Source organism: Arcobacter ellisii (genome assembly GCF_003544915.1).
Classification (GTDB): Bacteria; Campylobacterota; Campylobacteria; order Campylobacterales; family Arcobacteraceae; genus Aliarcobacter; species Aliarcobacter ellisii.
Genome location: NZ_CP032097.1, coordinates 2,163,338 through 2,186,793, shown reverse-complemented (window position 1 = coordinate 2,186,793; position 23,456 = coordinate 2,163,338). Strand labels below are relative to the sequence as shown.

The window sequence follows — 23,456 nt, the reverse complement described above, 5'->3', positions numbered from 1 at the left end:
TATAATAATATTAAAATCTATTTTGGATACAATATATAAAATTATAAAAGGGAATCTATGAGTGATAGATTACATGAAATTATTGGACAAATAGGTGTTTTACATAATACCTTAATTGAGAATGGTAAAATTAATAATTCTAATGAAGTTTTTGAAGTTTTAGAAGATTATAATATTGATGTTCAAGAACATTATTTGAATCTTTTATTGCAATACTATTTTCAAAAAAATGATATAACAAATTTACAAGAAGTGCTTTTAGTTGGTGCTAAATTTGATATGAGATTTGAAGATGTTAAAGAAGCATTTTTAAATATAATAAGTGATGAAGATAATGTTATAGAGTTTATGCAAGAAAATGTGGTGTTTATCAAAGATAATGATATAGCAAATAATTTAGAAGCTATGTATGAGTATTATGAAAACAATCCATCTTTGAGAAAAATTTTGGATAAAAGTGTGGAATTAATAAAGAAAAATAGATATGTTTGTGCTTTTTGTTATAAAAATCCAGAAGCTAGATATTCAAAATTCTTTTTAAATGAAGATTTATTAGAATCATTAAAAAGGGATTTACCCTATTTATTAAATTAAGGAGATAGATGCCATCTTTTGAGTTAGTTGTTCCTGAAAATATTTTATTTATTTTGTCAAATTTGTCTTTTATCTCTTTTTGTTTTTTTATAAGTTTTATCTTATCAAAAATTTTAAAAAGTGTAATTGTGTTTTTTATTTTATTGCTTACGCTTTTAAGTTTTGCGTATTATGATATTTTTATAAAATATAGTATAAAAAACTTTTATGAACTAACTCAAATGGATTCAAAAATATATTCAAAACCAATTAAAAATGAGAACTTGAAAATAGATAGTTTATCAATGATTGGAGTATATATTTATCCTTTAAAATACTCAACAAATATCACTGAAGCTGAAATAAATGAGATAAAAAATCTTCATAAAGATTATGTTGAAAAGTTTATAGATATTTCAACTTATGCTTATAAATTTAATAGATATATTTATAATACACAAAGAATTTATCTAAACTCTTATACTAATGAAAATATAAAAATTGAAGAACAAAATCCAAGATATGAAGTGACAAAAACTTTAGTTGATACATATTTACCAAAAATTTATGGAAAATATCAATACAAAGTTATTGATAAACAGACAAAAAATGTAATAGCAACTGCTTTTAACATATTTTTTATAAGCAGCCACAATAAATTTAGAAATAAATATCTATTTTGGTCAAATGAAAAGGAAAGTGATTTTAATCTTATTCCTGTTCAAAACTTTGACATTATTTATAAAAAGTTATTTATTGATAATTAGATTAAATTTCCCATTTCATCACCAAGGTATTCATCAATTTTTTCGATGAATGCTTCAAATGGTTTATCTCCAATTTTATTAAAAACAACTATCTCTTCACCAAAATCATCTTCTATAAAATGTTCTTCTTTTAAAACTTTTTTGTAAAGTTTTTGTAAATCTTCTTCACTCTCTTCTTTGTTAAATAAGAACCAATTTGCCGTAGAATCTTCTATTCTAATCAATCCATATGTTTTGTTATCATCAACATAATCTTGAATAGTTCCATTTTCAAATCTAGCACCAACTACTAAATCATTTTCATTTAAAATCATTTCCATGTTTTTACCTTTATTAATAGTGAGATAGATTATAGTTAAACTCAATTTAGTAATTGATTATTTTTAATAACTATTCGGTACAATTTGGAAATTAAAATAAGGAAAAAGTTATTAAAAAATTTAAAAAAGTACATATTGAAATAACAAATATCTGTAATTTAAAGTGTACATTTTGTCCTCCAAAAACCTTACCAAATGGAATAATGAGTTTAGAACACTTTGATAGTTTAAATTCTCAATTAAAACCATATACAAAAGAGTTAGCTTATCATGTTGTTGGTGACCCACTTGTTTTATCAAATTTAAATGAATATCTAAACATTAGTTTAAAACATGGATTAAAAGTAAATATTACAACAACAGCAAATAATATAAATGAAAAACATTATGAAACACTTTTAAATCCTACAATTAAGCAAATAAATTTTTCAATAAATTCATATAATGCAAATTCTCATAAAAAGAGTTTAGATGAATATTTAGAACCAATTATAAATTTTGTAAAGTTTGCTCAAAGTAGAAAACATGAATATTTTATAAATTTTAGAATTTGGAATTTGGATGAAGAAAAAAGTGCAAAAGAGTTTAATACAAAAGTTTTTAATAAAATAAATGAAGCATTTAATACAGATATAAATATAGAAGAAGTTTATAAACAAAGACCTAAAAATATAAGAATAGATAGAAAAATATTTTTTAATTTTGATGAATATTTTAACTGGCCATCTTTAAATAATGAAATAGTTTCAACAAAAGGTTTTTGTTATGGTTTAGATTCACATTTTGGGATTTTAACAAATGGTGATGTTATTCCTTGTTGTTTAGACCAAAATGCAGTTATAAATCTAGGGAATACAAACAATACACAAATTGACGATATATTAAACTCAAAACGTGTAAAAGATATTCAAAATGGATTTAAAAAAAACATTTTAGTTGAAGAACTTTGTCAAAAGTGTGAATATCGAACAAGATTTGATAAAAAGGAAAATTAATATGAATGAAATAGAAATAATATTTAAAAGCGTAAAAGATTTTTTTACAAGTTCAATGTTAAAAATTGCATTAATACCTCTATTTATTACAATGCTAATTTTATACTCTATGTTTTTTGCAGCAGCAGATTTTGGCATAACAAATCTTCAAGAAATAGCACAAGCTTCACAAAATGGACAAGAAGTTGTTATTGATGAAAATGCTCCTTTTTATTTTGTTTGGTTTACTTATTTAATAGTTTTTTTGTTTAAATATTCAGTTACATCTTGGCTGGCTGGATTTTTACTTTATACTATTGGAACAGTTTTGATTTTACAAGCTTCAGTTATTTTATCAATTATAATTATAGGTTTTTTAACACCAATGATTTTGGGAATTTTGCATAAAAGATATTATTCACATTTGGAATTAAATGGATATGGAACACTATTTTCATCATTATGGGAACTATTTAAAAGTTTATCTATGATGGTTTTACTATTTTTGATTCTAATTCCTGTTTATTTTGTGCCAGTTTTAAATATTATTGCTTTTGCTTTACCACTTTATTATTTTTTTCATAAGCTTTTAAATTTTGATGTTAGTTCAACAATTTTAACAAAAGAACAATACAAAGAGATTTATAAAAAAGAAGCAAATAGTTTTAGACTTAGAACTTTATTTTTATATCTTATTTCTATGATTCCTTTTGCAACTTTATTTAGTGCAGTTTATTTTATAATTTATTTAGGACATTCATATTTTATACAATTGGATAAATTGGAGAAAAATCCTAATAAACAAGAGGAAAAAAATCAAGAACAAGAAGATATAAAGTTAATCTCTAACTAACTTATATCCAACTCCTTGAACATTTTTTAAAAAATCTTTAGGAAGTTTTTTTCTAAAGTTTTTTATAAAAAGTCTCATAGCATTTGAAGTCATAACAGAATCTTCATCCCAAATATTCGTTTCTAATTCTTCATAAGTGATAATTCTATTTTTACTAATAAGTAACTTTAAGAAGGTATTTTCCTTTTTTGTTAAAGTAAACTCCTCTTTTCCATTTGAAACAATGGCTTTACTGTAATCAAAAATCCAGTTAGGAATTAGATTATAAATTTTTGAGTTATCATAACTATTTACAAAAGCTTCTAATGCTTCCATTAATTTATCTTGAGTTATTGGTTTTACTATATATTTAATCAAATGAAGTTCTGTTGCTTGAAGTAAATATTCTAAATCTGTAAATGCTGAGGTAATAATAATTCTTGTTTTAGAATCTGATTTTCTGATTTTTTTAACTAAATCAATACCTGTTTCATTTCCCATTTTTATATCAGTTATAATTAAATCAGGATTAGTTTCAAGATATTTCATATATGCTTCACTAGCATTTTTTGCACTATAAACTTCCTTAAATAGATGTTGAAGAATCTCTTGAATATTATTTCTAATTCCATCTTCATCTTCTGCGTATAAAACTGTAAAGGCATTAAGTTTATTTATAAAATCATTTTGCATATTCTAAAAATCCTTATTATAATAATTATGTTATCATAGCAAAATTAGGTTAAGAAGGTTTAAAATTGGGATTAGTTACTGAAAAAAATTTATCAAAAATTATTATTTTTACATTTATTGTAATTATGTCCACAATGGTTTTTGCAATGTCATATTTTTATGTGAAAAATACTTATAGTGATTTTGATGTTGAGATGGAAAAATTCCAAGAAGAGTATTATGCAGATAAAAAAAATACCTTAAAAAAAGAGATAAATACGGTTATTGATATTTTAAATTACAATATTGTTAAGTCTGATTTAGATGATGAAGAACAAAAAATGGATGCAATTCGACTTTTTAATAACATCACTTTTGAAGAAAATACAAGTAATTATTTTTTTGTTTATGAAGTAAAAAATATGCAAGGTGGAGATGATTTTGCAAAATTAATTGTAAATCCAAATAGACTTGATTTAGTTGGAACTTATATCTCTACAAATTATACTGATTCTGATGGTAAAAAATTCAGGGAAGATTTTTTAAGAGATATACGACAAAAAGGTGAATCATTTACAAAATATTCATATAAAAAACCAGATACAAAAGAGATAAAACAAAAAATCTCATATTTTAAATATTACGAAAAATGGAACTGGATTATTGCTGTTGGTGTTTATACAGATGATATGGAAAATGAACTAGCAGCAAAAACAAAAGAGTTTAAAAAACGAGTAAAAAATCAAATAGTTCAAAATGTTGTTTTGTTTATTATGTTTTTATCTATTGCAATTTTAATCTCTATTTTTATATCTCAAAAAATCGATGAAGTTCTTAAAAACTATGAAAATAAAGTTTTATCAAATGCAAAAGAATTAGAAGAGTTAAATCAATCTTTAGAAGAAAAAGTAAAAAATGAGATAGAAAAAAATAGGGAAAAAGAACAGCTTTTGGTTCAAAAATCAAAATTTATAGCACTTGGAGAGATGATTTCAAATATTGCTCATCAATGGCGACAACCTTTAAGTGAACTCTCTTCAATATTGATGTTTATAAAGTTCAAATATAGTATTAATGCACTTGATGAAAAAACAATGGAACAAAAATCTTTGGAAGCTGATAAAGTTTTGGAATATATGTCTAGGACTATTGATGATTTTAGAAACTTTTTTATGCCAAAAAAAGAGAAAGAGGAGTTTTATTTATATAAAGTTATTGAACTTGTTATGAATATTATTTCAAGTACATTAAAAAATTATAATATAAATATAGAAATAAATGTTGATAAAAATATTGTTTTAAAAACATATCTAAATGAATATCAACAAGTTTTATTAAATATTATTAATAATGCAAAAGATGTGTTAATAGAAAAAAATATTAAAAATCCAACTATAAAAATAAGTGCTTATGAAGAGGATACTTATGTAGTTTTATATGTTGAAGATAATGGTGGTGGAGTTTTAGTTGAACCAAAAGGAAAAATTTTTGAGCCATATTTTACAACAAAATCAGAAAGTGATGGAACAGGAATAGGGCTTTATATGTCAAAAATTATTGTTGATAAAAATATGAAAGGTAAATTAAGAGTTAGAAACACAAAAGAGGGGGCAAAATTTGCTATTTTTGTCCCAAAAGATAGTTCAATAAAAGATATAAATTATGAGTTTGTTTAAAAATAAATTAATAGCTCACCGTGGTTTACATAAAAACAGAGTAGTTCCTGAAAACTCTTTATTGGCTTTTAAAAAAGCAATAGAAAAAAATTATGCAATAGAGTTTGATATTAATATTACAAAAGATAATCAAATAGTAGTTTTTCATGATGATGATTTAAAAAGATTATGTGGTAAAAAAGAGAAAATTGAAGAGCTTGAATTCTCTTTTTTGAATGAATTGAAATTATATGAAACAGAAGAAAAAATACCTTTATTTGATGATTTGTTAAATTTGATAAAAGGAGAAATACCTTTAATTATAGAGATAAAAAAACATCAAAATATTGGTTTATTGGAAAATATTTTGATGAAAAAATTAGAAAAATATGAGGGGAACTATTTTTTATGCTCCTTTGAAAAAGATATTTTAGTTTGGTTGAAAAAAAATAGTTCAAATAAAAATAGAGGTTTGATTTTTGAAAGTGTTCCTAAAAGAGTAAAAAAATATGAAACTATACTTTTTTTATATAGATATTTTAAAACTAAACCAAGTTTTGTCTCTTTGGAAGATAAATTAATAGATAGTTCGATTTTTAATTTTTGTAAAAAAAGAAATTTAGAAGTTGTAGTTTGGACAATAAAAAATGAAAAAAGTTTTAAAAAGATAGAAAATAGAGTTTCAGCAGTTATTTTTGAGAATTTTATAATTTAAAAAAGAGGAGATTAAAATCTCTCTCTTTTTTATCCATACATTAAACGTGGTAACCACAATGAAATTTCTGGGATATATGTAACTAGTAATAAACCAATCAGTAATATAGTTGTCATTGGTAAAGAAGCAACAATTACTTGTTTTAGACTAAGTCCTGTTATTCCACTAGCAACAAATAGATTAAGCCCAACTGGTGGGGTAATCATACCAATTTCCATATTTACAACCATAATAACACCAAGATGAATAGGGTCAATTCCTAAAGCCATACCAATTGGTAATAACAATGGAACTGTAATCATAACCACTGAACTTGGTTCCATAAATTGTCCCATTAATAAAAGTAAAATATTTACAATTAATAAGAACATTAAAGGTCCCATGTTTGCTTCAATAATCATCTCAGTAATATGCTGAGGAATTTGCTCATCTGTTAAGAAATGAGCAAAAAGCATAGCATTTGCAATGATAAAGAAAATCATTGAACTTGTTTGTGCTGAATCTAAAATGATTTTATATAAATCTTTAAATTTAGTATCTCTATAAATAAAGAATGAAACAAAGAAAGCATACATAACACTGAATGCACCAGCTTCTGTTGGAGTAAATATACCTCCATAAATTCCACCAATAACAATAACAATGATTAATAATGCCCAAAATGCATTTTTAAATGCTGTAAATTGTTCTTTAAATGATGCTCTTTTTCCAGCTTTGAAACCACTTCTTTTAGCTAAGAAATAAGTTGCAATCATCATCATAGCACCAATCATAAGTCCAGGAATAACCCCAGCCATAAATAGTTTTCCAATAGATTGATCAGCTGTTACCCCAAAAACGATAAAAACAATTGATGGTGGAATTAAAATACCTAATGTTCCAGATGTTGCAATTGTTCCAATTGCAAATTGTTCATTATATCCTGCTTGTTTTATTGCTCCATACATAACAGAACCAATAGCAGCAACAGTTGCAGGAGAACTTCCACTTACAGCTGCAAAAATTATTGATGCAAGAATTGCAGCAATTGGAAGTCCACCAGGAAGATGTCCTACTAAACTCTTTGCAAATTCAATTATTCTATGTGCTGATGATCCTCTTGATAATAAAGAACCAGCTAGGATAAACATTGGAATAGCCATAAGTGTATATTTATTTAAACCATCAAAAATCTTAGATGGAATTCCCATTAAATCCATATCTGTAAAGAAAAATGAAGTTAATAATGTTGTTGTTCCTAATGCAACAGCAACAGGTACTCCTAATAGCATAAGTGCAAAAAGTAAGATAAATAGTGTTGCAATAACCATATTATTTTTCTCCTTTTATTTCGTTTATTACTGCTTCATGTTCGTTAAATAGTTGAATATCATTTGAATCTGTTCTATAAATTTCAACTAATTTTTCTGCAGTTCTATATGCAGCTAGTGCAAATGCTATAGGAAGTACTAAATGTGGAATCCATAATGGAATACCTAAATCAACACTCATTTCTCCAAAATCCATTAACATAAGTATTAGTTCATATCCGAAATAAGATATTAAAGCAAGATATGCAATTGAAATAAAATTTGCAAAAATCAAAAAGAATTTTGTAATAACAGGAGGAAATTTCTCAATAACTAAAGATACAGAAATATGAGCTCCTTGTTTAAATCCATATGCTGCACCAAAAAGTGCTGACCAAATAAAAAGATAATTAGTAAGTTCTGCTGCCCATGTAATACTCATGTCAAAAGCATATCTTAATATAACGTTGATAAATGCAAGTAAAACCCCCAATGACAGTCCGAAAACTGCCATTGTTTGGTTGATAGTACCTACAATTATGTCGATAATTTCAAAAAATTTTTTCATATTCAAACTTTATTATTTTGTATCAATTGCTTTTTTGATTAAATCTTCACCTATTACATCATAGAATTGTGGATAAACAACTGACATAGCTTTTTTCCATTGTTCTTTTTGCTCAGGTGTTAATTCTACAATTTGAAGTTTACCAGTCTCTTTTGAGTATTTAGTTAACTCTTCCATGATTTTTGCATCTTCAACTGCTGACTCTTTTCTTTCTAATTCAGTTGCTTCTTTCATAGCTTGAGCAACATTTGCTTGTAAATCTTTTGGTAATTTATCCCAGAATTTGCTATTCATAACAACAAGGTAACCTAAATACCCATGGTTACTTAAAGTAAGATTAGATTGTACTTCGTGGAATTTTTTTGTATAGAAATTTGATAATGGATTTTCAGTTCCATCTACAACACCTTGTTGTAATGCTGAATAAACTTCAGAGAATGGTAAAACTTGTGGGTTTCCTCCAACAGCTTTAAATTGTGCTTCTAAAACTTTTGAACTTTGAATTCTAAATTTTAAACCTTTTGCATCTTCTGGAGTTACAATTGGTTGTTTACTACTTGAGAAGTGTTTAAATCCTGCATCCCAATAATCCATTGCCATCATTTGTTTTTTCTCATCAACGAATGATTTTAAAGTTTTACCAACTTCACCGTCCATTACATTATAAAGGTGTGCTTTATCTCTAAAAATAAAAGGTAAGTCAAATAATTGCATTTGTGGTGCAATACTTGTAAATTTTGATAAACTTGGCATAATTAATTGCACATTGTTCATAACAAGTGCTTTCATCTCTTCACCATCACCATATAATTGAGAATTTGGGAATACTTGAACATCAATTTTTCCACCTGTTAATTCTTCAACTCTTTTTTCAAAAAAGTCTGCTGCTTTTCCTTTTGGTGTACTAGCACTTACAACGTGACTTACTTTCATTGTATAGTCTGCTGCTAATCCTGAAGTTGATAACATTGCTGCCGCAATTGTTCCTAAAACTAATTTTTTCATATCTTTGCTCTCCTTAATTTTTGATATAAAAAATTATAGTTAAAAGTTATGTAACTATTATGTATAAATATGTACAAAATTGTAAATAAATTTTTTTAAAAATATTTTCTGTATATATTTTATATAGGTTGTTAACAAATTTACACTTTATTATAATGTATAATGTTAGATTGAAGAAATTCAATATTCTGTGTATTTAACTACGTTTAAACTAATTTATAGTATATTATTATCCAACTTTACTACGGAATATAAAAGATTAATATATAAAGGAAAATGATGGGGTGCAATTTAGACTTACTAACATCTTTTAAAGATAATTGTGGGTTTGGTTTAGTAGCTGATATGAAAAATCGACCAAGTCATAAAAATTTAGAAGATGCAATTACTTCACTTGAAAGAATGATGCATAGAGGTGCAGTGGCAGCTGATGGTAAAACTGGAGATGGTTCAGGTTTATTATTATCAATGCCAGATTCTTTCATGAGAAAAATAGCGACACAAAAAGGTGTTGATTTACCAGAAATCTATGCAGTAGCAATGATTTTTGCAAAAGATTTAGAAGATATTGATACATTTAAAGAGTATTGTGAAAAGAATGATTTAAAAGTTATCTTAACAAGAACTGTACCTGTTGATACAGACGCTTTAGGTCAACAAGCTTTAGAAAGCTTACCAAATATTATTCAAGTATTTGTTACACCAAATACTTTAATGTCATCAAAAAGATTTGATGCGATGCTTTACTTAACAAGAAAAGAGTGTGAGCATAAATTAATAGAGAAGAAAGATTTTTATATTCCTACATTTTCGTCAAAGGTTATCGCGTATAAAGGGCTAATTATGCCTACGCACATTAAACATTTTTATATTGATTTAAGGGATGAAGATTTTAAAATCTCTTTTTCATTATTTCATCAAAGATTTTCAACAAATACTCTTCCTTTATGGAGATTAGCACAACCTTTTAGAGCAATTGCTCATAATGGAGAGATAAATTCTGTTGAAGCAAATAGATTTAATGTTGAAGTAAAATCAGAACAATTAAAATCAGAAATTTTTTCTGAAGAAGAGATGAAAAGATTATTACCAATTTTACAAAATGTTGGTTCAGATTCTACATCTTTAGATAATATGTTTGAATTTTTATTAGCAAATGGTGTTGACTTTTTCAAAGCTGCACGTGCATTAGTACCTGCTCCTTGGCAAAATGCTCCGCACATGGACTCAAACTTAAGAGCTTTTTATGAATATACATCAACTGCAATGGAAGCTTGGGATGGACCTGCTGCTGTTTCATTAACAGATGGAAGACATATTGGTTGTTTAATTGATAGAAATGGATTAAGACCTTCTAAATATGTTATCACAAAAGATGATAAATTATATATTACATCTGAGTATGGAACATTAAAAATTGAAGATGATAATATTCTTGAAAGAGGAAGATTACAATCAGGACAAATGATTGCCCTTGACCTTAAACACGGGAAAATCTTAAAAGAAGATGATATTAACAACTATTTAAAATCATCACAACACTATTCAAAATGGTTAAATGATGATATGGATTATGTTCAAGAATATATTGAAGATACATTCTTAAATGTTAAAGACTATAAATTAGAAAATTTAGAGAAAAAACAAAAATTCTTTAATGTAACATATGAAGTATTAGACCAAGTAATTGAACCAATGGCAAAAGATGGGAAAGAACCAGTTGGTTCTATGGGAGATGATACTCCATTAGCATGTTTTTCAAATGTAAATAGAAATTTTACTGATTTCTTTAGACAAAAATTTGCACAAGTTACAAACCCACCAATTGACCCTTATAGAGAAAAAGTGGTGATGTCACTTGAAACTGGTTTTGGTAAAATTCATAATATTTTAGATGAAAAACCAGAATATGCAAGAAGATTAAAAGTAACAAGTCCAATTTTAATGAAAGAAAAATATGATGTTCTTTACTCTTTTGGAGATGAAAAATCACCAAGATATGAAGAATATTATAAAAATAGAATTTTCTCTACAACTTTTAAATCAGATTTAAAAGCATCATTAGAAACTTTAGCTTCTTATGTTGTTAAGGCTGTTAAAGAAGATGGTGTATCTGTAATTATTTTAGATGATAGATCTGTTAATGAAAATGAAAAAGTAATTCCTGCAGCTATGGCAGTTGGTTACGTAAATCAAAAATTATTAAAAGAGGGAATTAGACATAAAGCTTCTATTGTTTCAATTACTGGAGAAGTTTATGATCCACATATGGCAGCTGTTTTAATTGCATTTGGTGTTACAGCAATTTATCCATATATGATGTATGCATCAACTGTTGCATTTTTCCAAAGAGAAAAACCAACAAAATATGAAATGCAAAAATATTTAAAAAATACTCAAAAATCAGTTAATGCAGGTTTATTAAAAATTATGTCAAAAATGGGAATCTGTACAATTGCTTCGTACAGAAATTCTGGATTATTTGATATTATTGGATTAAGTGATGAGATTATTAATGACTGTTTTACAGGTGCTCATAGTGAATTAGCAGGTTTAACTTATAGTGATATAGAAGAAAGAATTAATAAAGCTCATCATAATGCATTTAAAGAAGAGAATACAGTTTTTCCTCTTGATTTAGGTGGATTCTATAAATATTCAAATGGTGGTGAATACCATGATTATGGTCCAGCTACAACAAAAGCTATGCACAATAAACATGCTTCTTCAAAAGAAGATATTACTGATTTTGAAGGATTAAGAGAGTTAGTAAAAAATAGAGATAAAAAGTTTATTAGAGACTTCTTAGAATTTAATTCAGATAGAAAACCTATAGATATTAATGAAGTTGAATCAAAAGAAGATATCTTCAAAAGATTTGCAACGGCTGCTATGTCATTAGGTTCTATCTCTCCTGAAGCTCACGAAGCAATGGCAACAGCAATGAATACAATTGGTGGTATGTCTAACTCAGGTGAGGGTGGAGAAGATTCAAAAAGATTTGGAACTATTAGAAATTCTAAAATCAAACAAGTTGCATCAGGAAGATTTGGGGTTACACCTGCATATTTAAGAAGTGCAGAAGAGCTACAAATCAAAGTAGCTCAAGGTGCAAAACCAGGTGAGGGTGGACAATTACCAGGACATAAAGTTACTGGTCTTATTGCAACATTAAGACATACAGTTCCAGGTGTTACTTTAATTTCACCACCACCACACCATGATATTTATTCAATTGAAGATTTGGCTCAATTAATTTTTGACTTAAAACAAATTAATCCATTAGCTAAAATCACAGTAAAACTTGTATCTTCAATTGGTGTTGGAACAATTGCTGCTGGGGTTGCAAAAGCTTATGCAGATAAAATCATTATCTCTGGTGGAGATGGTGGAACAGGAGCTGCTCCTTTAACATCAATTAAACATGCAGGAAATCCATGGGAAATGGGACTTTCTGAAGCACATAATGCTTTAAAAGCAAACCATTTAAGAGAGTTTGTTCACGTTCAAACAGATGGTGGATTAAAAACTGGTCTTGATGTTGTAAAAGCTGCAATGCTTGGTGCTGAATCTTATGCATTTGGAACAGCTTCATTAACATTACTTGGATGTAAAATTTTAAGAATTTGTCATACAAATAAATGTTCAGTTGGGGTTGCAACTCAAGATGAAACATTAAGAGACCACTTCACTGGAACTGTTGAAAGATTAATTTCTTACTTCACATTTATAGCTGAAGATGTAAGAAATATTCTTGCAAGTTTAGGTTATAAAACAATTGAAGAAATTGTTGGAAGATCTGATTTATTAAAAGTTATTGATGACAAATTTGCACAAAAATTTGATTTCCAAAATATCTTAAGAAGAGTTGATGGAATTGATACTTGTCAAAAAGAGACAAATGCTCCTTTTGATGATAATAAATTTGAAAAAGAGTTATTGAAAAAAGTTCACAGAACTATTGAAAATCCAAGCTCACCTGTAAAAGTAAGTGCTGAAATATCTAACTTAAATAGAAGTTTTGGTGCATTAATTTCTGGAGAAATTGCAAGATTCTATGGAGATAAAGGACTTCCTGAAAATTCTATTACAATTAATTTAAAAGGAATTGCTGGTCAATCTTTTGGTGCATTCTTATCAAAAGGTATGAATTTACATCTTGAAGGTGCAGCTAATGATTATGTTGGAAAAGGTATGAATGGTGGAAAAATCATCATTAATCCAGCACATCAAGGTCCAAGTTTCGCAGGTGCTGGTAATACTTGTTTATATGGAGCAACTGGTGGAAAACTATATGTTAGAGCAGCAGTTGGTGAGAGATTTGGAGTAAGAAACTCTGGAGCTATTACAGTTGTTGAAGGAACTGGTGATAATCCATGCGAATATATGACTGGTGGTATTGCTGTAATTTTAGGAAATACTGGTATTAATTTTGGAGCAGGTATGACAGGTGGTTTAGCATTTGTTTATGACCCAGAAAAAACTTTTGTTGATAAAATGAATCAAGAGTTAATTGAACCAGTTAGAGTTGATACAGATGATACTGAAAGAGAAAGATTATATTTAAAAAGATTATTATTAGATTATTTACACGAAACACAAAGTGAAATAGCTGAATATATATTGCAAAACTTTAGAGCAGAAATTAGAAATTTCTGGATGGTAAAACCAAAAAATATGACAGTGTTACCACTGGATCCGGACAAGGGAGATTAATAGAATGTTAAATTTTACAAAATTTGAAAGAGTAAATCCTGAAAAAAGAGATGTTCTTCAAAGATTGAAAGACTTTGATGAAGTTTATCAAGTATTTACTAAACAAAGAGCAACAGAACAAGCTGATAGATGTATGCAATGTGGTGACCCATATTGTCATACTGGTTGTCCATTAGGAAATTATATTCCTGCTTGGTTAAAACAAACAGCAACAAAAAATCCAGATATGGCATTTGCTTTATCAAATGAAACATCTCCTTTCCCAGAAATTTTAGGAAGAATTTGTCCTCAAGATGTATTATGTGAAGGTGCATGTTCTTTAAATACTGGACATGGTGCAATTTCAATTGGTGCTATTGAAACATATATTTCAGAAAATGCTTTTGAAAATGGTTTAAAACCTCAGTTTACAACTAAGAAAAATGGAAAAAGAGTAGCCGTTATTGGTTCTGGACCTTCTGGAATTTCAGCTGCAACTTTTTTACTTAGACGTGGTTTTGAAGTTGAAATGTTTGAAAGAGCAGATAGAGCTGGTGGACTTTTAATGTATGGAATTCCAGGATTTAAACTTGATAAAACAACAGTTGATAGAAGAATTAACTGGTTACTTGAAGCAGGAATGAAATTACATACAAATTGCGAGATTGGAAAAGATAAATCAATTTCTGATTTAGAAAAAGATTTTGATGCAATTTATTTAGGAATTGGTGCAACAGCAAGTAACAAAGTTAAAATTGATGGTGAAAATGCATCTAATGTATATTTTGCAATTGATTTTTTAACAGGAATTCAAAAAAGAAATCTTGGAAGTAAAAATGTAGATTACATTGATGTTAAAGATAAAAGAGTTGTTGTTATTGGTGGTGGAGATACTGCAATGGACTGTGTTAGAACATCTGTTAGAGAAGGTGCGGAAACTGTAAAATGTCTTTATAGAAGAGATGAAAAAAATATGCCTGGATCTAAAAAAGAGGTTGTTAATGCTAAAGAAGAGGGTGTTGAATTTGTATTTAATGTTGCACCTAAATCTATCAAAGTAGAAAATAACTCTGCTGTTGCAGTTGAATTACTTGAAACTTCAATGAGTGAACCAGATTCTTCAGGAAGACAAAAAGTTGTAATAAATGAAGGTAGTGAATATCTTGAAGAAGCTGATGTTGTGATTTTAGCACTTGGTTTCTCTCCAGAAGTTCCAGCATTTTTAAAAGAATTAAATGTTGAAACTAACTCTTGGGGTGGAATTGTAATTGATTCTAATTTCAAAACTTCAAATAAAAAAGTTTATGCTGGTGGAGATTGTAGAAGAGGTGCTCACTTAGCTGTAACTGCTGCAGTTGATGGAAGAGAAGCTGCAAAAGCTATCATAAGAGATTTAGCATAATAAAATGAAAAATATTACAGCCTTATATAAAAATTCTTTTATAGAGGCTGTAAAGCTTGCAAATAAAGAATTATATACTTACATAAATAACAATCTATCTTTAAATGATTTCCAATATACAAATCAAATCGGTTTTGGTGGAGACAATTGTTTAAATATGGATTTAACTGCTGAAAATATCTTTATAAAACATCTTGAAAAATTTGGGAATATCTATTCTGAAGAGTCAGGATTATTATCAAATGATAAAGAGTTTACAATTGTGATTGACCCACTTGATGGAAGTAATAATTTTTATTCAAATTTACCATATTTTGGTACTTCAATTGCTTTACAAAAAAACAATGAAACAATTGCTGGATTTGTTACAAATTTAATCTCTGGAATTATTACTTATAGAGCCTTTGAAAATGATATTAAATTTTTTTCTTTAGAAAAAATGGAATACAAAAATATAATTGAAGTTCCAAAAAATAAAATATCAATTTTTGAAAGAGCTTATAATTATCCAAAAATTTGTGAAAAACTTACATCAAATCATATAAAATTTAGAACTTTAGGAGCAGTTGCACTTAGTTTAAGTAATGCCTTTAATTATGAATTTGTTTTATATGGTGGAAATTTAAGAGAATTTGATATTGCAGCTGCATTATATATTTGTAAAGATTTATATATTTATAAAACAAATGAATATTTATTTATAACAAAAAATAAAGAAAGATATAACTTACTTAAAGAAATTATTAAAGAATTTTAGGTTATAACTCCAAGACAATTAAATTACAATAGGAAGAAATTATATGTCTTTAATGATTACTGATGAATGTATTGCATGTGATGCATGTAGAGAAGAGTGCCCAAATTATGCTATTGAAGAGGGTGATCCAATTTATGTAATTGATCCAGATAGATGTACAGAGTGTGTTGGTCATTATGAAGAACCACAATGTGTTGAAGTTTGTCCTGTTGACTGTATTATTATTGATCCAGATAATGAAGAGACAATGGAAGAGTTAAAGTTCAAATATGAACAACTAATGGAAGAAGATAATTAATGTCTAAAGTGACTACAATCATCGACATTGGTTCAAACTCAATGCGAATGGTTGTCTTACAAAAGAGTAGTAGATTTGCATTTAGTCTAATAAATGAGACTAAAAGTAGGGTGAAAATATCTGAAGGTTGTTATGAAAATGATGGTAATCTTCAGGATATTCCAATGCAAAGAGCTTATGAATCTTTAAAATCTTTTTTAAATATATCAAATGCATTAAAATCAAGAAAAATTATATGTGTTGCTACATCTGCTTTAAGAGATGCTCCAAATTCAAAAGTTTTTATCAACAGAGTAAGAAATGAATTAGGTCTAAATATTAAAGTAATTGATGGAGAAAAAGAGGCATATTTTGGTGGAGTTGCAGCTTCAAATTTATTACATGATGATACATTTGTAACAGTTGATATTGGTGGTGGTTCAACGGAATTTTCATTTGTTAGAAATGGAAAAATTGAAAAATCAATTTCATTAAATATTGGAACTGTAAGAATAAAAGAGCTTTATTTTAATAAAAATAATATCGAAGGTGCAAAAAATTATATATTTGATAATTTAAAAAAGATTTTTGATTTAGATATTGAAATTCCTCAAAAAGTTGTAGGAATTGGTGGAAGTATTAGAGCATTATCAAAAATTGTAATGGTTAAAAATCAGTATCCATTAGATATTTTACATGGCTTTACTTATGATGTAAAAAATGAAATCTCTTTATTTGATAGAATTTCAAGAGCAAAAGATAATGATGATTTAAAATCTTTTGGGGTAAAAAAAGATAGATTTGATACCATAAAAGAGGGTGCATTTATCTTTAAAACAATTTTAGATGAATTAAAGATAGAAAAAGTTGTAACTTCAGGAGTTGGTGTTAGAGAAGGTGTTTATTTAACTGATTTATTGAGAAATTCAAATCATAAATTCCCTGAAAACTTCAATGTAAGTGTTAGAAGTTTACTTGATAGATTTGAAATTGATGATAAACAAAGTGCATATTTAGGTAATAATGCAAAAAAGATATTTGATGTTTTAAAACCACTTCATAATTTAGATGAAAAATCTAGAAGTTTACTTGTAATTTCTTCAAAACTTCATTCTATTGGTTCAACACTGAATTTTTATAAATCAAATGATAATGCTTTTGATTTTATTTTAAATGGTTTAAATTATGATTTTTTACATACTTCAAGAATGGTTGTTGCTCATACTATAAAATTCTCAAAAAAATCGCTTCCAACAAAAAGTGATATTTCAAAATATGAGGATTTATTACCATCATTGAGAGTTATGCAATGGATGTCATTTATGATTTCATTAAATATTGCAGTAAATCAAGATTTTTCAAGACCAAATGTTGAATATAGTTTAAAAGATAATCTTTTAGAAATAAATCTACCAAACAAATCATTTTTGATTGAATCAAATATTGATAAACTTGAAACTCCTGAGAATTTAGAAATAAAGATTTTATGATGAAAAAAGTAGTTTATAGACTTTTTTTGGTAGTTGTTTTTATTTTAAGAAAACTTCCAAAATCAATAAGAAGAGCTTTTTTTAGATTTATTGCAACTTGTGGTTACTTGTTTGCAAAAAATACAAATAAAATTATAGAAACAAATTTAATATTTGTTTTTAATAACTCTTTATCAAATGATGAAATAAAAAGTATTCAAAAATATTCATATTTTAATATGATTTTATGGGTTCAATCTTTAATAGAAAATTTAGATGTAAGTGATGAAGAGTTAAAAAAAACAGTTAAAATTGAAAATGAAGAGATTCTTTTAAATTTAAAAAAAGAGAATAAACCAATTATTTTAATTTCTGCACATTTTGGAAATATGGAGATGTTGAGTTGTTATATAAATAAATTTGTAATACCTTTACATCAAGTAGCCAGAGAATCAAATTTTAGTGAAATTGATGAGTTTATTGTAAAAGCAAGGGAAGCATCAGGAAGTAAAATTGTTTTTAGAGATGGGGCATTAAAAAAACTTGTAAAAGCAATGATGAAAAAAGAGGCTATCTCTTTGATTATTGACCAAAATATAAATGCAAGAGATGGAGAAGAGGTTGAATTTTTAGGTAAAAAAGCATATCAATCAGCTTCAAGTGCTTCACTAGCTAGAAAATTTGATGCTTATATTGTTCCTCTTGCAATTTTTAATCAAGAAAATTACACATATAAAATAAAAATTTATGAACCAATAATTCCAGTTAAAACAGATGATGAGAAAAATGATATAAAAATTATTTCTCAATTAGAAGCTAATGCAATATCTGCTATAATAAAAGAAGATAAAAAACAGTGGTTCTGGCCACATAAAAGATTTAAAAGTCATTATAGAGAGATATATGAAAAGAATTTTAATAATAAGTGATGGTAAGCCAGGACACTTAAATCAATCAATAGCTTTTTGTAAAATTAAAGATGTAAGTTATGATATTTTAGAAGTAAAGTTTAAATCTAAATTTCATAAAGCCTTATCATATCTTTTTGATAGATTTGATTTTTTTACAGATTTTTTATTTGATGATTATAAAAAGTATTATTTTGATTTTTATGATGCAGTTGTTAGTACTGGTTCAGGAACTTATTATTTTAACAAATTTATAGGTCAAAAATATAATAAAAAATCAATTGCTTTAATGCTTCCAAAATCTTATAAATTCAAAAACTTTTATTATATAATCGCTCAAGAACACGATAATCCTGTAAGATTAGATAATATTTTGACTCTTCCTTTAAATCTTTCTTATCCTAAAGAAAAAGGTTATGTAAAAAAAGTTGAAAATAAAAAATCTTTAGCTGTAATTATTGGTGGAGATAATGATGTATTTAATATGGAATATGAATTAATCAAAGATGAGTTAGATTATATATTTGAAAAATATCCTGATTATTTAAAATATGTTACGACTTCAAGAAGAACTTCTAAATTGATTGAAAATTTAGTTGATAAATATAAATTTGATTATAAACTTATTTATTCAAAAGAACCAAATATAAATCCAATTGGTGATTTTATTGCAGTTTGTGATGAGTTTTTTATTACAACAGATTCAACTTCAATGTTAAGTGAAGTAAGAGCAAATAGTGATGCAAAAATTAATATTATAGATTTAGATTCAAAAAAAGAGAATACAAAATTCCATAGATTGGTAAATATAATTGAAGATATGGATAATGAAAAAATTAATTTTGCAAAATTATTAAAAAAAGTTAAAATATAATATATGAGAGTTGTTCAATTATTACCTGAGTTAAATGAGGGTGGAGTAGAAAGAGGAGTTGTAGAACTAAATCGTGAATTTGTAAAAAAAGGAATAGACTCTTTTGTAATAAGTGCTGGTGGAAAACTAGAAAAACAAATAAATCTTGATGGTGGAACTTTTATAAAATTTGATGTTTGTAGTAAAAATATTTTTACAGTTATTTCAAGAGTGAATGGTTTAAAAAAAATATTAAAAGAGATAAAACCTGATATTATTCATGTACGTAGTCGTGTTCCTGCTTGGCTTGTTTATTTCGCAAATAAAAGCCTAAAAATAAAAGTAGTTAGTACTGTTCATGGTTTTAATAGTGTTGGATTTTATAGCTCAATCATGCAAAAAGCAGATGCTGTAATTTGTGTGAGTAATAGTATAAAAGAGTACATTCAAAAACATTATCAAACGAATGAAAATAAAATTGCAGTAATTCCAAGAGGAATTGATTTAGAACTTTTTAATCCAAAAAATATTGATGAAACTTTTATAGAAAATTTTAAAAAAGAGTTTAATTTAGAAGATAAATTTGTAGTTTCAAGTGTTGGAAGAGTTACGCAACTAAAAGATTATGAGACTTTTATAAAAGCTATAATGCTAGTAAAAAAAGAGATTCCAAATATTGTAGGTTTAATTGTTGGTGGGGTTAGAATTGATAAAGAGGATTATTTAAACTCTTTGAAAAACTTAATAAAAGAATTAAATTTAGAAGAAAATATCATTTTTACAGGAAGCCAAAATAAAATCGAGCAAATTTATGCTTTAAGTAATGTGGTAATTAGTAGTTCAAAAAAACCAGAAAGTTTTGGACGTGCAGTTGCAGAAGCCATTTGTATGAATAAACCTGTAATTGCTACAAATCATGGTGGAGTAAAAGATATAATTATAGAAAATGAAAATGGCTTTTTCTTTGAAGTGGGAGATGAAAAAGAGTTAGCAAGTGAGATTTTAAAATCAAGAAATCTAAGTTTTGATGGATATAATTATATAGCTTCTAATTTTTCTTTGGAAAACATGGTAAATAAAACTTTAAAAGTTTATTCTAAGTTTATATAAAAATTATTTATAGTTATTTATCTCAATTTTTAGATTTTCTAAAAAATTATCTATATTTGATTTTGTGAGTAAAATCCCAAAATCTTTTGGTATGTCTTCACTGTTTGTTTCGGATATCTTTTGGGCAATAAGACTAACAATATTTGGGTAAGCATGATCCGCATCTGGATAATTATTTAAATTTTTTGTAATGGAATTGATTGTCATAAAATGATTTATTTCTCCAAATACTTCCAGAGTTTCTTTTAACCATCTTTCATATTCATTAATCCTTTTTTTATCTTCTAAAATAGAAATTAATAAATCAGAAGTAATGGCTGAAGTAAAAATTATAAATTTTGTATTTGGATTCTCATTTTTTAATTCTTTTAAAATATTTATATATTCATTATTATAAATATATTTTGAATCATCAAAATTTGAAGGTTGAGATATCATGTTCATTGAAAACTTTTTTATTCTTTCATTTTCACTTACTACAGATTGATATTTTATATTATTTCTATCATAAAATAGTTTCTCATCAAATAAAGAATTTCTGATATTTTTTAAAGATTTTTTTAAAGTTGAAAAAGATAATAACATTTTATATTTATAAAATAAATTTTGAGTTTTACTTATATAATAATTAGGCTCTTTTATTTTTACTTCACTTAAAAGATTTGTTCCAAAAAAATCTAAACCTATAATAATATATTTAAAATCTTTACCTTTACATTTTTTTGCAAAATTTATATAGTCTTTATATTCATTAGGTTTCATTGCATTAAATGAATAATTATAAATTCTCATATTTTTAAAGCTGTTTTGATTAATAAATGTTGTTCTACTACTTCCTAAAAGAATTCCATCAAAATTTTTTAATCCATTATTAAAAATAAAATTACTTTTTTGCTGTCTTTCATCAAAGCCATCTTGTACATTATTAAATTTATTAGAATGAGAAAAAGTCCAAAGAGGGTCTATTATATAATTAATACTTATAGTCAATAACATTACTAAAAAGGAAAATATAATAAATAAATTAATCCATCTTTTTGTTTTCATTTTATTACCTTAAAAATTAAAATATAAAAATTCTGAAACTTGATTAAGAGACAAAATTGAACTTAAGAAATAAATAAGAGTAAGAAATAAAGATTTATTATTTATAGCAAATTCTTTTGATTTTTCTGTAGAATTTTTAAAAAACAAAATAAAAAATATTCCAAAACCAATCCAAATTAAACTTTTACTTCCATCTCCAATATTTCCTGTTACTTTATCAAAAATAATTCCATAATTATTTAAAAAAGAAAAAATTGTATTATATTTTTCAGCTAAAACAACTCCAGATAAACCAACCATTCCCTTTAAAACCTTAATAGCATCATCCCACTCTTTAGCTCTAAAAAACATCCATGCCACATTTACAAAGTTAAATGTTATAAACCAAGCTAAAATTGTATTCATTTTAAAGCCTAGGTTTGACCAAATTCTATGAATAATTAATGCCATTCCATGCAAAAATCCCCAAAATACAAATGTCCATCCAGCTCCATGCCAAAGTCCACCTATTACAAAAGTAGCTAGTAGATTTGAGTATGTTCTAAAACTTGAGATTTTATTTCCACCAAGAGGAATATAAATATAATCTCTTAAAAATCTTGAAAGTGTTATATGCCATCTTCTCCAGAAGTCTTGGATATTTGTTGCTTTATATGGAGAATTAAAGTTAATAGGAAGTTTGATATTAAACATTAATGCTATTCCTATTGCCATATCTGTATAACCTGAAAAGTCAAAATATAATTGAAAAGTATAACTTAGAGATGTTGCCCAAGCTTCAAAAAGATTTAAAGTTGTTGCCGTATCAAAGCCAGCTGTTGCCCAAACTGCAAAGGTATCAGCAATTACTACTTTTTTAAACAATCCAATTGAAAATATAAACAAACCAAGAGCTATATTTTTATAATTTTTTACCATATTCCAAGAAGATGCAAATTGAGGCATCATCTCTTTATGATGAACAATAGGACCTGCTATTAATTGTGGAAAAAAAGTAACAAACAGAGCATAATTTAAAAAGTCATACTCTTTTGTTTCACCTCTATAACTATCAACTAAATAAGCTATTTGTTGGAAGGTAAAAAATGATATAGCCAAAGGTAAAACTAAATGCAAAAAATTTACATTAGAAGAAGTTACTAAATTAAAATTTTCAATAAAAAAATCTGCATATTTATAATATGCTAATAAAGCAACATTACAAACTATTCCAAAAACTAAAATAGATTTATTTGAAAAGGTTTTTTTTAAACCTTTTCTATTTTCACCATCATTCTTTGATAAACTATTTCCAATAGTGTAATTAAACAACATAGAGATTAAAATCAAAGGTAGATAAGCAATATTCCACCAAGAATAAAAAAACAAACTAGCAAAAACTAAAAAACCTTTTGAGGCTATTGTTAATCTTTTACTATTTAGATAAAAATAAATGAAAAATGTTATTGGTAGAAATGCGAAGATAAATTCGTAGGAGTTGAAGAGCATATTATAAACCTTTTTTAATTTGGAAATTTATCTAATTTTTCCTTTGTTTCTTATATTTATTATTATTTTTTTTTAATTTA

General features: G+C 26.3%; 21 protein-coding genes. 14 read left to right on the top strand and 7 right to left on the bottom strand.

What is annotated here, in order from left to right; genetic code table 11:
• Positions 1 to 57: 57 nt before the first annotated feature.
• Complete coding sequence (locus AELL_RS11080; protein WP_118918017.1) at positions 58 to 594, top strand: hypothetical protein; 537 nt, start codon at positions 58 to 60, stop codon at positions 592 to 594.
• A gap of 8 nt (positions 595 to 602) precedes the next feature.
• On the top strand, positions 603 to 1,340 hold the full coding sequence (locus AELL_RS11075; RefSeq protein WP_118918016.1) for a hypothetical protein: 738 nt from the start codon (positions 603 to 605) through the stop codon (positions 1,338 to 1,340).
• Here AELL_RS11075 and AELL_RS11070 read toward each other — a convergent pair.
• On the bottom strand, positions 1,337 to 1,660 hold the full coding sequence (locus AELL_RS11070; protein WP_118918015.1) for a hypothetical protein: 324 nt from the start codon (positions 1,658 to 1,660) through the stop codon (positions 1,337 to 1,339). The genes AELL_RS11075 and AELL_RS11070 overlap by 4 nt on opposite strands.
• 110 nt (positions 1,661 to 1,770) lie before the next feature.
• On the opposite strand from AELL_RS11070, the gene AELL_RS11065 reads away from it, so the two are divergent.
• Both AELL_RS11065 and AELL_RS11060 read left to right on the top strand, forming a co-directional pair.
• Complete coding sequence (locus AELL_RS11065) at positions 1,771 to 2,655, top strand: radical SAM/SPASM domain-containing protein (RefSeq protein ID WP_118918014.1); 885 nt, start codon at positions 1,771 to 1,773, stop codon at positions 2,653 to 2,655.
• Between the two features lies 1 nt (position 2,656).
• Positions 2,657 to 3,487 carry an EI24 domain-containing protein gene (locus AELL_RS11060; protein ID WP_118918013.1) on the top strand — a complete coding sequence of 277 codons (831 nt, stop codon included), beginning with the start codon at positions 2,657 to 2,659 and terminating at the stop codon, positions 3,485 to 3,487.
• Here AELL_RS11060 and AELL_RS11055 read toward each other — a convergent pair.
• Positions 3,473 to 4,159, bottom strand: coding sequence for a response regulator transcription factor (locus tag AELL_RS11055; RefSeq protein ID WP_118918012.1), 687 nt, complete (start codon positions 4,157 to 4,159; stop codon positions 3,473 to 3,475). The two genes, AELL_RS11060 and AELL_RS11055, sit on opposite strands and share 15 nt — an antisense overlap.
• A 65-nt stretch (positions 4,160 to 4,224) precedes the next feature.
• On the opposite strand from AELL_RS11055, the gene AELL_RS11050 reads away from it, so the two are divergent.
• Positions 4,225 to 5,814, top strand: coding sequence for a cache domain-containing protein (locus AELL_RS11050; RefSeq protein ID WP_118918011.1), 1,590 nt, complete (start codon positions 4,225 to 4,227; stop codon positions 5,812 to 5,814).
• Positions 5,801 to 6,508, top strand: coding sequence for a glycerophosphodiester phosphodiesterase family protein (locus tag AELL_RS11045; protein WP_118918010.1), 708 nt, complete (start codon positions 5,801 to 5,803; stop codon positions 6,506 to 6,508). Before AELL_RS11050 ends, AELL_RS11045 begins: the two co-directional genes overlap by 14 nt.
• A 29-nt stretch (positions 6,509 to 6,537) precedes the next feature.
• On the opposite strand, the gene AELL_RS11040 is transcribed toward AELL_RS11045, so the two are convergent.
• From AELL_RS11040 to AELL_RS11030, 3 genes are read right to left on the bottom strand one after another with little or no spacing between them, the layout of a single operon-like run.
• On the bottom strand, positions 6,538 to 7,818 hold the full coding sequence (locus AELL_RS11040; protein WP_118918009.1) for a TRAP transporter large permease: 1,281 nt from the start codon (positions 7,816 to 7,818) through the stop codon (positions 6,538 to 6,540).
• A gap of 1 nt (position 7,819) precedes the next feature.
• Positions 7,820 to 8,365, bottom strand: coding sequence for a TRAP transporter small permease (locus tag AELL_RS11035; RefSeq protein WP_118918008.1), 546 nt, complete (start codon positions 8,363 to 8,365; stop codon positions 7,820 to 7,822).
• A gap of 12 nt (positions 8,366 to 8,377) precedes the next feature.
• Positions 8,378 to 9,370 (bottom strand): TRAP transporter substrate-binding protein, encoded by a 993-nt coding sequence (locus AELL_RS11030; protein ID WP_118918007.1) that lies wholly within the window; start codon positions 9,368 to 9,370, stop codon positions 8,378 to 8,380.
• 279 nt (positions 9,371 to 9,649) lie between these two features.
• Here AELL_RS11030 and gltB point away from each other — a divergent pair, with 279 nt between their 5' ends.
• Genes gltB through AELL_RS10990 form a run of 8 tightly spaced genes read left to right on the top strand, consistent with a single transcriptional unit; the run spans position 9,650 to position 20,841 of the window.
• The gene (gene gltB / locus AELL_RS11025) at positions 9,650 to 14,086 is read left to right on the top strand and encodes a glutamate synthase large subunit (protein ID WP_118918006.1); all 4,437 of its coding nucleotides are present in this window, start codon (positions 9,650 to 9,652) and stop codon (positions 14,084 to 14,086) included.
• 4 nt (positions 14,087 to 14,090) lie between these two features.
• The gene (locus AELL_RS11020; protein ID WP_118918005.1) at positions 14,091 to 15,467 is read left to right on the top strand and encodes a glutamate synthase subunit beta; all 1,377 of its coding nucleotides are present in this window, start codon (positions 14,091 to 14,093) and stop codon (positions 15,465 to 15,467) included.
• A 4-nt stretch (positions 15,468 to 15,471) separates the two neighbouring features.
• Positions 15,472 to 16,224: an inositol monophosphatase family protein gene (locus AELL_RS11015; RefSeq protein ID WP_118918004.1), complete on the top strand. Its 753-nt coding sequence runs from the start codon at positions 15,472 to 15,474 to the stop codon at positions 16,222 to 16,224.
• A 43-nt stretch (positions 16,225 to 16,267) separates the two neighbouring features.
• Positions 16,268 to 16,522 carry a YfhL family 4Fe-4S dicluster ferredoxin gene (locus AELL_RS11010; protein ID WP_118918003.1) on the top strand — a complete coding sequence of 85 codons (255 nt, stop codon included), beginning with the start codon at positions 16,268 to 16,270 and terminating at the stop codon, positions 16,520 to 16,522.
• Positions 16,522 to 17,991: a Ppx/GppA phosphatase family protein gene (locus AELL_RS11005; RefSeq protein WP_118918002.1), complete on the top strand. Its 1,470-nt coding sequence runs from the start codon at positions 16,522 to 16,524 to the stop codon at positions 17,989 to 17,991. The genes AELL_RS11010 and AELL_RS11005 overlap by 1 nt, the downstream gene beginning before the upstream one ends.
• The gene (locus tag AELL_RS11000) at positions 17,991 to 18,899 is read left to right on the top strand and encodes an LpxL/LpxP family acyltransferase (RefSeq protein WP_192941194.1); all 909 of its coding nucleotides are present in this window, start codon (positions 17,991 to 17,993) and stop codon (positions 18,897 to 18,899) included. The genes AELL_RS11005 and AELL_RS11000 overlap by 1 nt, the downstream gene beginning before the upstream one ends.
• A complete protein-coding gene (locus AELL_RS10995; RefSeq protein WP_118918000.1) occupies positions 18,874 to 19,752 on the top strand; it encodes an ELM1/GtrOC1 family putative glycosyltransferase in 879 nt (292 codons plus the stop codon). Before AELL_RS11000 ends, AELL_RS10995 begins: the two co-directional genes overlap by 26 nt.
• Positions 19,753 to 19,755: 3 nt before the next feature.
• Positions 19,756 to 20,841: a glycosyltransferase family 4 protein gene (locus tag AELL_RS10990; RefSeq protein WP_118917999.1), complete on the top strand. Its 1,086-nt coding sequence runs from the start codon at positions 19,756 to 19,758 to the stop codon at positions 20,839 to 20,841.
• 3 nt (positions 20,842 to 20,844) lie between these two features.
• On the opposite strand, the gene AELL_RS10985 is transcribed toward AELL_RS10990, so the two are convergent.
• Both AELL_RS10985 and AELL_RS10980 read right to left on the bottom strand, forming a co-directional pair.
• Positions 20,845 to 21,888 carry a hypothetical protein gene (locus AELL_RS10985; RefSeq protein WP_118917998.1) on the bottom strand — a complete coding sequence of 348 codons (1,044 nt, stop codon included), beginning with the start codon at positions 21,886 to 21,888 and terminating at the stop codon, positions 20,845 to 20,847.
• Between the two features lie 9 nt (positions 21,889 to 21,897).
• Positions 21,898 to 23,376, bottom strand: a complete 1,479-nt coding sequence (locus AELL_RS10980) for an MBOAT family O-acyltransferase (RefSeq protein WP_118917997.1) — start codon at positions 23,374 to 23,376, stop codon at positions 21,898 to 21,900.
• Between the last annotated feature and the right edge of the window lie 80 nt (positions 23,377 to 23,456).

What these genes read in the sequence shown, in the direction of transcription:
- AELL_RS10985 (WP_118917998.1), bottom strand. Translation starts at nt 21,888, where the DNA reads ATGAAAACAAAAAGATGGATTAATTTATTTATTATATTTTCCTTTTTA.
- AELL_RS11070 (WP_118918015.1), bottom strand. Translation starts at nt 1,660, where the DNA reads ATGGAAATGATTTTAAATGAAAATGATTTAGTAGTTGGTGCTAGATTT.
- AELL_RS10995 (WP_118918000.1), top strand. Translation starts at nt 18,874, where the DNA reads ATGAAAAGAATTTTAATAATAAGTGATGGTAAGCCAGGACACTTAAAT.
- AELL_RS11020 (WP_118918005.1), top strand. Translation starts at nt 14,091, where the DNA reads ATGTTAAATTTTACAAAATTTGAAAGAGTAAATCCTGAAAAAAGAGAT.
- AELL_RS10980 (WP_118917997.1), bottom strand. Translation starts at nt 23,376, where the DNA reads ATGCTCTTCAACTCCTACGAATTTATCTTCGCATTTCTACCAATAACA.
- AELL_RS11055 (WP_118918012.1), bottom strand. Translation starts at nt 4,159, where the DNA reads ATGCAAAATGATTTTATAAATAAACTTAATGCCTTTACAGTTTTATAC.
- gltB (WP_118918006.1), top strand. Translation starts at nt 9,650, where the DNA reads ATGGGGTGCAATTTAGACTTACTAACATCTTTTAAAGATAATTGTGGG.
- AELL_RS11075 (WP_118918016.1), top strand. Translation starts at nt 603, where the DNA reads ATGCCATCTTTTGAGTTAGTTGTTCCTGAAAATATTTTATTTATTTTG.
- AELL_RS11030 (WP_118918007.1), bottom strand. Translation starts at nt 9,370, where the DNA reads ATGAAAAAATTAGTTTTAGGAACAATTGCGGCAGCAATGTTATCAACT.
- AELL_RS11010 (WP_118918003.1), top strand. Translation starts at nt 16,268, where the DNA reads ATGTCTTTAATGATTACTGATGAATGTATTGCATGTGATGCATGTAGA.
- AELL_RS11005 (WP_118918002.1), top strand. Translation starts at nt 16,522, where the DNA reads ATGTCTAAAGTGACTACAATCATCGACATTGGTTCAAACTCAATGCGA.
- AELL_RS11000 (WP_192941194.1), top strand. Translation starts at nt 17,991, where the DNA reads ATGAAAAAAGTAGTTTATAGACTTTTTTTGGTAGTTGTTTTTATTTTA.
- AELL_RS11080 (WP_118918017.1), top strand. Translation starts at nt 58, where the DNA reads ATGAGTGATAGATTACATGAAATTATTGGACAAATAGGTGTTTTACAT.
- AELL_RS11015 (WP_118918004.1), top strand. Translation starts at nt 15,472, where the DNA reads ATGAAAAATATTACAGCCTTATATAAAAATTCTTTTATAGAGGCTGTA.
- AELL_RS11035 (WP_118918008.1), bottom strand. Translation starts at nt 8,365, where the DNA reads ATGAAAAAATTTTTTGAAATTATCGACATAATTGTAGGTACTATCAAC.
- AELL_RS11045 (WP_118918010.1), top strand. Translation starts at nt 5,801, where the DNA reads ATGAGTTTGTTTAAAAATAAATTAATAGCTCACCGTGGTTTACATAAA.
- AELL_RS10990 (WP_118917999.1), top strand. Translation starts at nt 19,756, where the DNA reads ATGAGAGTTGTTCAATTATTACCTGAGTTAAATGAGGGTGGAGTAGAA.
- AELL_RS11060 (WP_118918013.1), top strand. Translation starts at nt 2,657, where the DNA reads ATGAATGAAATAGAAATAATATTTAAAAGCGTAAAAGATTTTTTTACA.
- AELL_RS11040 (WP_118918009.1), bottom strand. Translation starts at nt 7,818, where the DNA reads ATGGTTATTGCAACACTATTTATCTTACTTTTTGCACTTATGCTATTA.